Consider the following 11974-nt stretch of genomic DNA (forward strand, 5'->3'; position numbering starts at 1 on the left):
CCTCAACGTCGCCAGACTGCATCCCGACAAGACCCCCATGCGACGAAAACTCCTCAAGGCCGGATGGGACGAAAGCTTCTTCTTCGATCTCATTCGCCATATGCGATAGACCTGCCCTCAAGGGGGGGAGATCACGCTTGCGGGGGCCGCTCCGCCAAGTGTTTCAACCTCGGCAAACTGCTCCCCTCACCTGACGACTGCCTTCATGCCAGGCAAACGCTTGAGCGTTCCAGGTACGGGAGCGACCGCGAAGCCGCCGATCTCCCCCCTTGAGGGGGAGATGCCCGGCAGGGCAGAGGGGGGTGCCTCGGCACCGCCATCACCGCGACAGCCGCGAGCATCGATCTTGTCAACGACGAGCCAACCGTGACGTTGCCGATCTCCCCCTTGCGGGAGAGATGCCCGTCCTTCGACCCGCCGCGACCTCACCGCAAAACCGGATACCCTGCCTCCACCGCCTCCTGCTCGTAGCCCAGCACCACGCGGTAGTCCTCCAGCCTCACCGGCTCGACGCTTGTCAGCCCCAGCGCCGCCACCGCCTCGCCGAGCGCCGGATCGGCGATGGCCTCGCTCAGCGCCTCGCGCAGGACCGCGATCTCCTCATCCGAGGCGCCCGCTCTTGTCACGAAGGGCAGCGACGGGCTTGTCGCCGTCTCGCCGATCACCCGCACGCCGGCCACCAGCTCCGGCCGATGCCGCGCCGCAAGGCCGAAGGTGACGCAGTCGATCGCCGCGACATCCGCTTCGCCCTTCGCGACACGGTCGAGGCTGGCGAGGTGGCTGCCGGTGACGGTCACCTCGCGGAAGAACCGCCCGTCTTTTTCGAGCGGCGTTAGCGCTTGGCGAAAGAGATTCATGCCGGAATTGGAATCGAAGCCGTTGACCGCCGCGCGCCCGCCGCGAAGATCCGCCAGCGCCCGGACGGACGAGGCTTCGGCGACGACGATGACGCTGCGGTGCGTCGCGCCCTCGCAGCCCGGCCAACGATAGACCGGCGCGGCCACCGGCCGAACCACACCTTCAAGCGCGGTCATCAGCGGATAGCCGCAGGTCTGGGCGAGGAGCAGCGCCGGGTCGCGCCAGATCTCGGCCAGCGGCCGCGACCGGTCGAGGGTCTCGGGCACGCCGGCCATGCCCGCCGCCCGCAGCCGCGCCGCGACGCCCGCCCAAAGGGCGTCGTTCGCCCGCCGGACCCACGGCATGTCATACATGGCGATGCTGGCGATGCGGCTCATGGCGCCCTTCCGGCCTCGGCCCGAAACTGGACTGGTTTTCGGAAAGCGCGATGCGCTGATTCCGCCGGTTGGCGCGTCCTTCCCATGTTCCGGTGAGCGCGCAGCGCCCTAGGAATGGGCGAAACCGGTCTCGCCGATCTCCTCCGCCCCACCCGATCCCTGCCAGCCGCGCTCCGGCGCGCGGCCGAGCGGATGCGCCGGCCGGTCGTGCGGGGCGAGCAGAAAGCGCCGGAAGACGTCGCCATAGCCCTCGTAGCGCAGGCCGCCATTGTCTTCCAGCAGTGCCGCGCGATTGGCGCGATACCAGGCCGGCAGCCGGTACCACGGCAGAGTCGGATGGGCGTGATGGGCGGCATGGAGATTGTTGTTGAGGAAGAGCAGCCCGAGGACCGGCGAGCCCTCCACCACCGCCGTGCGCTTTTCCACCGCGCCTTCGGCCTTGTGCTCGGCGAAGGAGCGGACCAGCTGCAGCGCCGTGCCCGGATAGACGAAGATCAGCAGATAGGCGAGCGGTGAGAATCCGCAGACGAGCGAGAGCCAGGCGAGGATCGCCGCGACGCCGAGAAGGTGGCGCAGCCAGATCGCCCTGACGACGCGGTCGCCCGCCCGGATCGCGCGGAGTTCGGTGGTGAGGAACCGCGCGATCGACCAGGCCGGGCCGATCACCAGCCGGCCGGCGAGGCAGGTCTGCGCCTCGACGAGGCCACGTCCGATCGGGCTCAGCCGCGCCCAGTCGGCATCGGTCCAGTAGTAGGATTCCGGATCGTCCAGCGGGTCGGTCAGCCGCTCGTCCCGGTGATGGGACAGATGCAGCATCCGGTAGCGCGCAAATGGCACCCAGAGCGACAGCGGCACGAAGCCGAGCGCCCGGTTGAGCGCCCGCCAGCGGGTCGGATGGCCGTGGATGATCTCGTGCTGCAGCGAGCCGTGCCAGGCGATCGTCCAGGCCGCCGCCGGGATCAGGGCGAGCAGCGGAATCGCCGCGTGAAAGTAGGTGAGCAGCCCCCAGCCGCCATAGATGGCGGCGGCGAGGATCAGCGTCGGCCATTCGATGGCCTGGGGCCTGCGGAAGGGTTCTGCCGTGATTCGAGGCGTTGGACTCATACGCACAGGATTCGGGCAAACGCAGCCGGCTGACAATTCTGGAGTTCACCAAGCCGTGATGAGAGTTGTCCCGCATCCCGCGCAGTTGGTGATTTTTCTCGACGAATGCGGATTTTGCCAACAAAGTTGCGACATCGTCTCGATCATTGATCGTCGGCGATCCGAACCAGACCCGCCAATGGTGACGTGGTGCGGAAGGGCGATCGGTCGGCGACGGCCTCCGGAAATGCCGCCAGCTTTGTCGCCCTGCCCGCGCCTCAGCCGAGGGCGGCCGCCTCTTCCGGCGTCATCCTGCCCGCCGTCAGCCGCATCGTCTCTGCGTCCGAGCGCTCGCCGCCGATCGCCGCGGCGACGCTGTCGCCGATCAGCGGGCCGAGCTTGAAGCCGTGGCCGGAACAGGCGCTGACCACCCAGGCCTTGCCGGCCCAGGGCTTCACCTGGAATTCCTCGCTGTCGTCGCGGGTGGTGGTGTAGAAGCAGATCTTCTTCTCGATCACCTGGTAGCGGCCGAAGTCCTTGTAGGCGAGTCGCGCCGCGCGGTTCAGCCGGGCGAGATCGGCCTCGGTGGCGATGCGGTCGCCGTCGGCGTCGCCCGCTCGGGTGAAGACGTGGTCGCCGATCTTCAGCCTCGTGCCGTTCTTCGGCGGCAGCGAATAGGTGCCGCTCTCGGTGCCGAGATCGATCATCACCGGGACGGTCTTCCATGCCTCGACATATTCCGCCGGCGGGCTGAGATAGAACACCGCCTGGCGCGAGGCGACGACGGTCTCCTCGACCAGCGGCGTCAGCTTGTTCACCCAGGCTCCGGCGGCGATCACGATCCTGTCGGCGCGGTGGGTCTCGCCATTGGCGACGAGCGTGCCCGCCTCGGGGTCGATATCGCTCACCCGGGCGTCGGAGTGGAACGTCACCCCGTTATTGCCGAGCCAGACCGTGAGGTCGGTGAGGATGCGGATCGGAAACAGCATGCCGCCCTCGGTGGTCTCGACCACGCGGGTCAGGTCCTGCGTCTCGACCATCGGGAAACGGTCGGGGATCTCGGCGAGCGGAATGTCGAAGAAGCTCTTGCCGAGCGCCGTCATCGTCCGCGACACCGGCTCGTACCAGTCGACGGCGTCGCGCAGGAAATAGACGACGCTGCCGGGCAGGAAGTGCCGGGCACCGATGTCGCGGAACATCGTCTCATAGAGCGCGAAGGCCCGCGGCATCAGATAGGCGTAGCCCTCCAGCGTGCCGTAGGCATGGCGGGTGATCCGGTGCTCGTCATAGGACGACGCCCGCGGATTGGGGATCGCCCCCTGCTCGAACACCGAGACCCTGAAACCCCGGCGCGTCAGCGCCCAGGCGGTGGAGAGGCCGGCAATGCCGGCGCCGACGACGATGACATGGCCACGGGAGGTCGTCATGGTTGGGATGCTTTCTGAAGAAGGATTGAACGCTGGCGAAGCCCCCTCATCCTGAGGTGCGAGCCTGAGCCCTGAGCTTGTCGAAGGGAGATGGCGAGCCTCGAAGGACGAGGGGGCGCCATGAACCATGTTGCATTTTTCCGGCCGCTACTTTGCACCGCCGCCCTCGCCCTTCGAGGCTCCCCCGGCTCCGCCGGGCTCGCGCCTCAGGATGAGGGCTCGGGGGGGAGTTCGGCCGTCGATCGCCTTCGATCTCCCTCCTTGCGGGAAAGATGCCGGCAGGCAGAGGGGGGTGCGATGCCTCACCGTCGGTGACGACTACGCACCCGCCGCCACCGCGCCCACCGGCTCCGGCGGCAGCCAGTTGAGATGCACCCGCCAGTCTCCCCGCAAGCCGTCGAAGCGCTTCAGCGACAGCTTGGAAAGATCGGCGAACGAACACGCCCCGTCGATCACCAGGTCGCGGATGGCATGGCCCGAGGCCGGCGACAGGCCGAAGCCGACGCTCGACATCGTCGCGACGGTGACGTTGTCCGGCGCGCTCAGCCGCTCGATCACCGGCCGGCCGTCCGGCGTGTTTTCCACGACCCCCGCCCAGGAGCGGATGACCCGCGCATGGGCCGCCTTCGGCAGCAGCTCGGCGACCCGTCTGGCGAGGCTGCGGGTGACCGAGCCGGACGGCTTCGGCGGCGCGTCCTCCAGCCCGACGTCGTCGAACCATTCATGCGGGCCGCCGCCATAGGCGAGATTGCCGCGCAGGGTCTGGCGGCCATAGAGGCCGTTGCCGTCGACCCCGGTGAACGGCATCATCGGCAGCGGCTCGGTGACGATCATCTCCGCCCGCGCCGGCGCCATCGGCAGGTCGATGCCGAGCATCGCCATAAGCTTGCCGGTCTGCGGGCCGGCAGCGACCACCAGCGCGTCGCAGCCGATCGTCCCGCCCGCCGTCTCGATGCCGGTGACCCTGCCGCCCGCAGCCGTAATGCCGCGCACCGCGGTGTGCTGGAGGATCTTCACGCCGAGATCCTGCGCCGCCCAGGCATAGGCCTGGGCCGTGCGCTGCGGATTGGCGTGGCCGCCGAAATGAAAGCGCACGCCGGAGACGACGTTGTCGCCGGCGAGCGGCACCAGGGCACGCACGTCATCGGGGATGAGCACCTCCCAGTCGTAGCCCTTGGGAAGGCGCAGCGAGAGCCCCTCGTGGAACCGCTCCTTGCGCGGATCGACCTGGAAAATGATGCGGCCGCGCTGATATTCCGTCGGATAGCCGAGCAGCTCGTCCATCTCAGGCCAAAGCCGCTGCTCCTCATGGAACAGCGGGCTCTGATAGTGGGTGCAGCCGCCGCCGTTGCGCCCCGACGCCTCGAAGCCGACGATGCCCTTCTCGACGACGGTGACCTCGACGCCGGAGCGCGCCAGCCACCAGGCGGCGGAAAGCCCGGTGACGCCGCCGCCGACGATCACCACCGATGTGCCTTTTTCGCTCATCGTCTCTCCTCAGGGCCTCTGGCCGAAAGAACTCCGGAAAACATCCTGGCCCGCCTCAATAGGGCATGCCGGCGGCAAGCTGCTCGGCCTCGCGCGTCGTGCCGATGTCCTCATAGCCGATCCACTGGGTGGCGATGCCGAACCAGACGTTCCAGCCCTCGTCCATCTCGGCGCTCTCCTGCCAGTCGGCCAGCACCGACAAGGGCAGCGGGCGCACCGGCGCCCGGTAGCCGGCAAGCGGCACGCTCTCCGCCGGCTCGCCGGCGCCGATCGCCATCATCAGCGCCACCTGCTCGCGGCATCGCCGCGCCTGGCAGGGGCCCATGCAGGCCCGCGTCAGCCGCTTGATCTGGTCCTGGTTGACCGGCCCGTCGCCGGCGAGCGTGACGAGGTCCCGGCGGGCGATGGCGTTGGAGCGCCAGCCCAGATAGCGCGGCGGTTTCACCCCCAGGAGATCGCCTCTGGTGACGTCCTCGCAGATGCAGGCGAGCACCTCCTCGCCGCCGGTGGCGAGCATCGCGCGGGCCCAGTCGAGCTGGTAGGCGAGCCCGTCGCCCTCCGGCTGGCCGTTCGTTTCCGCAGGTCCGGACGCATCCCTTGCTGCCGCCGGCACGCTGCTCGCCTTGCCGAGGGAAGCGAGCGCCGCCCGTGCGGCCCGCCTGCCGGACGCTGCGGCGTCCTGCCCGAGCCGGGCGCAGTCGCCGGCGACGAAGACCGCTTCGAGCGACGTCGCGCCGCCTTCGTCCGACATCGGCACATGGCCGCCACGGCCCGGCGCCATCTCGCGCCTTGCCCCGAGCACATCGAGAAGCTCGATCACCGGCACGGCGCCGACCGCCATCACCACGGTATCGCAAGCGATCTCCTGCCGCCGGTCGGCATCGCCGCGGTCGACGACAACGAGGCCGGCGACGCCCTCGGCATTGCCCCTGGCCTCGAGCGGCACATGGCCGGTAACGATCGCAACGCCCTTTTCCGCCAGCGCTGCCACGCGGTTGGCCGGTCCCTGCGGCGCGTCCCGCACCTCGACCAGCGCCGCGACGTCCAGCCCGGCGGCAAGCGCCGTCTCGGCGGTTTGAAGCGCCAGATCGCCCGATCCGACGATCGCCAGCCGCCGGCCGGCAAAGGCGTCATAGCCGGCGAGCAGCGTATGGAACCCTTGCGCGCCCATCACGCCCGGCTGGTCCGAACCGGCAAAGGTGAAGTTGAGATCGCGGGCGCCGGCCGCGACGATCAGCCGGTCGAAACCGACCATCCAGCTCTTCTCCTCGTCGGCGAGCCCGGCAAGGCCGGCCCCGAGGTGGTTGAGCCCCGGACCTTTCACCCAGGCGCCCCAGACGCTCGTCGAGAGGCGCACGTCGACGCCGAGCTCGAAGGCCTCGGCAAGCGCCGGATTTGCCTCGAGCACCCGTTCGACCAGCCGCTCGGGCGTCTGCACGGCATTTGTCGCGCGGCCGCCGAAATACAGCGGCACGTTCATCCCCACGAGCCCGGCCGAGACCGGATTCTCGTCGACCAGCATGACCGAAACGCCGGCCTTCGCCGCCTCGATCGCCGCGGCGCAGCCGGCAGTGCCGGCGCCGACGACGATGAGCGGCACATGCTCTTGCGGCGGAAGGAATTTCCCGGCGATCGACGCGCGGTCGGGCGGCGGCAGTGTCACTTGGCTCATTCAGAATGCCTTCAGCGCCTGATCGAGATCGGCGATCAGATCGTCAGGATGCTCGATGCCGACGGAGATGCGCAAGGAGGAATCGTCGACGCCGACCTCCCGGCGGATGTCCGGCGGGACGAGATAGTGGGTGGTGGTAGCGGAATGGCAGATCAGGCTCTCGGTGCCGCCGAGGCTGACCGCCATGCGGAACACCTTCAAGCGGTCGAGCATGGCGAAGGCTTCTCGCTCGCCGCCCTTGATCCTGAAGGAGAAGGTCGAGCCGGCACCGCCGCACTGGCGCTCATAGACGGCCCTTGCCGGCGAGCCTTCCGCGAGGAAGCCGAGATAGGTGACGCCCTCGACCTTCGGATGATCCCGCAGGAAGGCAGCGATCGCCACCGCATTGGCGTTGGCCCGGGCGTTGCGCAGCGGAAAGGTCTCCAGCGAGCGCAAGAGCAGCCAGGAGGTGAACGGGTCCATATGCGTGCCGAGCAGCGTGCGCAGCATCCGCACCGGCCCGACCCGTTCCAGCGAGCCGGTCAGGGCGCCGCCGAGAAGATCCGAATGGCCGCCGGCATATTTGGTGAGCGAGGTGATGCAGAGGTCGGCGCCGTGCTCCAGGGGCTTCTGCAGCAGCGAGCCGAGAAAGGTGTTGTCGACCGAGATCACCGGCCGGATCTCCTGGCGCTTCGTCAGCGCGTCGGCAAACCGCGCGATCATCGCGATATCGGCGATGCCGGCAGTCGGATTGGCCGGCGATTCGACGTGGATCAGCGCGATCGGCCCGTGTTCGAGCGCCGTTTCGGCCGCCTTGGCGACACTCGCCTCGCTGAGGCCGTCGACGATCGGCACCGGCTTGATGCCGAGCCCGCTGATCGGCCCGTAGAGCAAGCCGTGGGTGCCGCCATAGAGCGGCGTCGTGTGCAGCATCGACTGGCCGGGTTTCAGATGCGCCAGCATCGTCGCCGAGATCGCCGCCATGCCCGAGGCGAAGGCTGCCGCATCCTCGGCGCCGTCGAGGACGGCGAGCCGTGCCTGCAGGAGCTTCAGGTTCGGATGGTCGAGCCGGGCATAGATGAAGGGCGCGTCGCGCTCCGGCGCCGGACCGTCGAAATAGGCCCGGTGGACGTCCTTCGCCGCCTGGGCAGAGGGATAGGCGAAGGCCGAGGAGAGGACGATCGGCGGCTTCACCGCGCCATAGGCGCCTTCGGGGTCGTAGCCGAAGCCGACGGCCAGCGTATCGGGATGCAGCTCGCTCTCGGGCCCTTGTGTCGGTGTGCGGGTCACGGTGCGTCCGTCCAGGCGGCTGCGGCTTCCAGCTGAGACGGCATGGCAGCCGGCGAAAGCTGCGCCGTCCCATGGGGCACCGGATGGTCGGCAGCCAGCGCCGCGTCGCGGCGCGCGGCCGGCCGGTGGTCGATGCCGGTCCCAGCCGCGATAAAGTCCTGCGCCGTGTCGCAATACCAGTCGACGAAGCGGGCGAGGTAGGATTCGTTGTCCTCGCAATAGGGCCCCGGCGTATAGCCGAGGGAATTCACCCCGCGCTGGTTCATCTCGACGAGGTCGCGGTCCTGGATGTTGGTGACGTTCCACAGCTCCGTCAGCCGCTCGACGTCGTAGTCGACGCCCTCGACCGCGTCCTGATGGACCAGCCACTTGCAGGTGACGATCGTCTCGCCCGGCGCGACGGGCATGGCGCTGAAATACACCGTCGTATCCGCGGTCGAATGGCAGAAGGAATGCGGCTCGATCGCCCAGCGCAGCGAGCCGACATCGGCATTGTCGCCGGCGATCATCAGCTTCTTTACCGCCGGCTGGCCGTCCATGGTCAGCGACACCTGCCCGTCCCGCAGCGGGAACCGCTCCACCTGCCACCACGGGCCAATGAAAGGCCCCTTGGCAAGGCCCGCCGCCGCGAGCTTGGCATCGAAGGCGACGTGGCGCGGATCGCCGTCCTTGGCGAAGTGCCCGCCCCGCGCCTCGTTGATCGGGAAGGTCATGGCGAGTTCGGGATGGCCGACGGCGCAGTGGTAGCACTCGCGGGCATTCTCCATCACCAGTTTCCAGTTGCCCTTTTCGACAAGCGTGTTCTGGTGGGCGAGCTTGGCCTCGTTCAGCCGGTGCGGCGCCAGAAGCGGTTCGAGCTCGGCACGGAACTCGTCGAAGGGCGGCGGCGTCTTCGCCATCGAGACGAAGATCGCCCCGGCGACCTCCTCGACATGGATCTTCTTCAGGCCATGCTCGCCCGGATCGAAGCTCGGCTGCATGTTGGCGGCGTGGACGAGCTTGCCGTCGAGGCCGTAGACCCACTGGTGGTAGGGGCAGGTGAGCCGCGCCTTGCCGCCCGCACCGTCGGCGCAAACCTGGGCGCCGCGATGCCGGCAGGAATTGTGGAAGGCGTTGAGCGATCCGTCGCGGTCGCGGGTCACCACCACCGGCGAGCGACCGATGGTCAGTGCCAGATAGCCGCGCGGCTTGGGGATCTCGCAGGCGAAGCCGGCGAGGATCCAGCTCTCGCCATAGATCGCCCGAAGGTCGAATTCGAAGACGTCAGGGCTGTTGTAGAGAGCCTGGGGCAGCGAATGACCCGGCTTGCGCCGGGCAAATTCTGCCGCAATCATGGACAGGTCGCGCATGGTGTCTCCTTTATGGGCAGGAGCTTGGCAGCGGCGATTTCCGCGGGCAAATATCCTTTTTGCATCGCGTTATCGAATTGAGGCAAACGATGCCGCTGCGTGCATCCGATGCGGTCGACGAGACCGGAACCAGGCCGAAGTTTCAGAACGGCGAGCCGCCGGATGCGGCGCGGCTGTGGCTGCCGCTGAATGCGCTGCGGGCCTTCGAGGCGGTGGCGCGGCGGCTGAGCTTCACCGGCGCGGCGGCCTCGCTGCACATCTCGCAGAGCGCCCTCAGCCGCCATGTCAGCCGGCTCGAGGAACTGCTCGGCTGCAAGCTCCTCGAACGCCGCTCGCAGGGGCTCGTCCTCACCCCCGCCGGCGCTGCCCTCCTCCCGGTCGTCACCCGCTCCTTCGACGGGCTGGAATCCACCATGCAGGCGCTGCGCCGCAAGGCCGGCGTCTCCCAGCGCATGCTCCGCGTCCACATGCCGCCGACCTTCCTGCAGGTGGTGGGCATGTCGCTGCTCCGCGAGTTCCGCCTCGCCTTTCCGGACGTCTCGATCGACCTCTTCTCGACCAACGGCGTCGGCCTGCCGCGGGCGGCGGCCTGCGACATCGCCGTCGTCTTCGACCGGCCGAAGCTCGACGACGTGGTGCGCGACCCGTTGTGGCTGATCAGCCAGACGCCGGCCTGTGCGCCGGAAATCGCCGAGCGCTGCTCGGGCATGGACCTGCAGACCTTCCTGCGCAGCAACGAATTGCTGCACACCCGCCTCGAAGGCGAACCTTTCGGCGTGTTGTGGTCGGCCTTCGCCCGGCATTTCGATCTCGACATTCCGGCCGAGCGCGGGCTGACGCTGGATTCCGAAGCCCTCACCGTCGAATGGGCGATGACCGGCAACGGCGTCATCCTTCTCGACGTCGAGATGTTTGCCCGCGAGCTTGCCGACGGAAGGCTCGTCACCCCCTTCGAGGCGACCTGCCAGAGCGGCTTCGGCTATTATCTGACGGTGCATCCCGACGACATGTCGGATCCGGCGATCGCGCTGTTCCGCTCATGGGTGATCCAGCGCTTCGCCCGAGGCCATGCCAACGCCTCCGGCTGAAGGCGCGGGCCGGGGTCAGTCGCGGTCGGGGAAGATTTCCTCGCCGTGCTCGTCGACATAGGCGGCGAGCCCCAGCGTGTGGTCGCGCGAGAGCTTCTCGGCGAGGTCGGCATCGTGCCGCTCCAGGGCGTCGATGATCGCCTTGTGGTCCTTGATCGAGCGCATCGCCCGGTCGTCGAGCCCGATGGTCATCTGGCGGATGCCGCGCACATGCAGGAGGATGTCCTCGGTCATCTCCTCCAGCACCTTGCTGCCCGAGAGGCTGATGATCGCCTGGTGGAAGCGGATGTTCGCCCGGGAATATTCGCTGAGATAGTCGGCCGGCCGGTGCGCCTCGGTGAATTCGTCGAACAGCTTGCGCAGCGCCGCGATATCCTCGTCGGTGGCGTTGAGGGCGATCAGCCGGACGGCCATGCTTTCCAGCGCCGCCCAGGCCTGGATCATCTCGATGACCTCGCGCTTGGTCTTCTTCAGGACGACGATGCCGCGCCGCGGCACGGATTTGACGAAGTCCTGCTGTTCGAGCATCGCGATCGCCTCGCGGATCGGCGTGCGGCTGACGCCGAGGCGCTCGGCCAGCTGGCGCTCGTCGAGCCAGGTGTCCTCGGGATTGGCGTAGATATCCATATTGGCGATGGCGTGCTTCAGCGCCGCATAGACCCGCACCTTGAAGGTCCGCTCGGGGGCGAACTTCTCCAGGACGAGATCCGGGGTCATTTCGTCGGCGACCGGCCAAACGGCTCGCGATTTTGCCATCGTGCCACTGAATCCCTGTTTGCGTGGCCCGAGGGCCGGCTGGTTGGCATGCAAGGATATATGCGTCTGCCGGACGCGGATTGACAACGCCGGAACGGCCACGATGGCACGGAAAATCCTGAATCTTTTGTCACTTCGCGCGATCAGACCGTCAGGATACGGAATATCGGCGCCGGCGGCCGGCGTGTCAGAGGCGCCGCCGGAGGAAAATGCGAATCAATGCCCGCCCCGGCCGCCCTCGCCGGGAGCAGCCTCCGGGCGTGATGAGAGCGGGCGGTTCGGGCAGCCGCCGAAACGGCTGTCCCCAGCCTCTTACGCCCCGCCCGTCAGGCGCTGCGGCGCAGGCGCTCGCCGCCGCCCTTCAGCACGTCCGACAGTGTCGTGCCGAGGCGGGCCGGCGACGGCGAGACGGTGATGCCGGCCGCTTCCATCGCCGCGATCTTGTCCTCGGCGCCGCCCTTGCCGCCGGAGACCACCGCCCCGGCATGGCCCATGGTGCGGCCCTTCGGCGCGGTGCGCCCGGCGATGAAGCCGACCATCGGCTTCTTGCGGCCCTTTTTCGCCTCGTCCTTCAGAAACTGCGCGGCGTCTTCTTCCGCCGAGCCGC

The 11974-nt window shown here is 68.4% G+C and carries 9 protein-coding genes and 1 pseudogene; 1 reads left to right on the forward strand and 9 read right to left on the reverse strand.

The annotated features are described in order from the left end of the window. Positions 1-425 precede the first annotated feature (425 nt). The 7 genes from E3C22_RS24195 to E3C22_RS24225 all read right to left on the reverse strand — a co-directional run bounded on the left by E3C22_RS24195 (position 426) and on the right by E3C22_RS24225 (position 9523). On the reverse strand, positions 426-1235 hold the full coding sequence (locus E3C22_RS24195; RefSeq protein WP_134764461.1) for a phosphate/phosphite/phosphonate ABC transporter substrate-binding protein: 810 nt from the start codon (positions 1233-1235) through the stop codon (positions 426-428). Between the two features lie 108 nt (positions 1236-1343). Then, positions 1344-2339: a fatty acid desaturase gene (locus E3C22_RS24200; protein ID WP_134764462.1), complete on the reverse strand. Its 996-nt coding sequence runs from the start codon at positions 2337-2339 to the stop codon at positions 1344-1346. A 257-nt stretch (positions 2340-2596) separates the two neighbouring features. Next, the gene (locus E3C22_RS24205) at positions 2597-3745 is read right to left on the reverse strand and encodes an NAD(P)/FAD-dependent oxidoreductase (RefSeq protein ID WP_134764463.1); all 1149 of its coding nucleotides are present in this window, start codon (positions 3743-3745) and stop codon (positions 2597-2599) included. Positions 3746-4063: 318 nt separating this feature from the next. Continuing rightward, positions 4064-5233 carry an NAD(P)/FAD-dependent oxidoreductase gene (locus E3C22_RS24210; protein WP_134764464.1) on the reverse strand — a complete coding sequence of 390 codons (1170 nt, stop codon included), beginning with the start codon at positions 5231-5233 and terminating at the stop codon, positions 4064-4066. Positions 5234-5288: 55 nt separating this feature from the next. Then, positions 5289-6905, reverse strand: a complete 1617-nt coding sequence (locus E3C22_RS24215) for an FAD-dependent oxidoreductase (RefSeq protein WP_134764465.1) — start codon at positions 6903-6905, stop codon at positions 5289-5291. Beyond that, the gene (locus E3C22_RS24220; protein ID WP_134764466.1) at positions 6906-8174 is read right to left on the reverse strand and encodes a cystathionine gamma-synthase family protein; all 1269 of its coding nucleotides are present in this window, start codon (positions 8172-8174) and stop codon (positions 6906-6908) included. It lies immediately after the preceding gene. After that, a complete protein-coding gene (locus E3C22_RS24225) occupies positions 8171-9523 on the reverse strand; it encodes an aromatic ring-hydroxylating oxygenase subunit alpha (RefSeq protein ID WP_134764467.1) in 1353 nt (450 codons plus the stop codon). The genes E3C22_RS24220 and E3C22_RS24225 overlap by 4 nt, the downstream gene beginning before the upstream one ends. 89 nt (positions 9524-9612) lie before the next feature. On the opposite strand from E3C22_RS24225, the gene E3C22_RS24230 reads away from it, so the two are divergent. After that, positions 9613-10611, forward strand: coding sequence for a LysR family transcriptional regulator (locus tag E3C22_RS24230; protein ID WP_134764468.1), 999 nt, complete (start codon positions 9613-9615; stop codon positions 10609-10611). A 15-nt stretch (positions 10612-10626) separates the two neighbouring features. On the opposite strand, the gene E3C22_RS24235 is transcribed toward E3C22_RS24230, so the two are convergent. Then, positions 10627-11367 (reverse strand): GntR family transcriptional regulator, encoded by a 741-nt coding sequence (locus E3C22_RS24235; RefSeq protein ID WP_134764469.1) that lies wholly within the window; start codon positions 11365-11367, stop codon positions 10627-10629. 326 nt (positions 11368-11693) lie between these two features. Next, a pseudogene (locus E3C22_RS24240) lies at positions 11694-11974 on the reverse strand (succinate--CoA ligase subunit alpha); the annotation flags it as partial.

The organism is Jiella endophytica (assembly GCF_004519335.1).
Lineage (GTDB): Bacteria > Pseudomonadota > Alphaproteobacteria > Rhizobiales > Rhizobiaceae > Jiella > Jiella endophytica.

Excerpts from the sequence above, each read along its gene's own strand:
- E3C22_RS24195 (WP_134764461.1), bottom strand. The coding sequence starts at position 1,235 with ATGAGCCGCATCGCCAGCATCGCCATGTATGACATGCCGTGGGTCCGG.
- E3C22_RS24200 (WP_134764462.1), bottom strand. The coding sequence starts at position 2,339 with ATGAGTCCAACGCCTCGAATCACGGCAGAACCCTTCCGCAGGCCCCAG.
- E3C22_RS24205 (WP_134764463.1), bottom strand. The coding sequence starts at position 3,745 with ATGACGACCTCCCGTGGCCATGTCATCGTCGTCGGCGCCGGCATTGCC.
- E3C22_RS24210 (WP_134764464.1), bottom strand. The coding sequence starts at position 5,233 with ATGAGCGAAAAAGGCACATCGGTGGTGATCGTCGGCGGCGGCGTCACC.
- E3C22_RS24215 (WP_134764465.1), bottom strand. The coding sequence starts at position 6,905 with ATGAGCCAAGTGACACTGCCGCCGCCCGACCGCGCGTCGATCGCCGGG.
- E3C22_RS24225 (WP_134764467.1), bottom strand. The coding sequence starts at position 9,523 with ATGCGCGACCTGTCCATGATTGCGGCAGAATTTGCCCGGCGCAAGCCG.
- E3C22_RS24230 (WP_134764468.1), top strand. The coding sequence starts at position 9,613 with ATGCCGCTGCGTGCATCCGATGCGGTCGACGAGACCGGAACCAGGCCG.
- E3C22_RS24235 (WP_134764469.1), bottom strand. The coding sequence starts at position 11,367 with ATGGCAAAATCGCGAGCCGTTTGGCCGGTCGCCGACGAAATGACCCCG.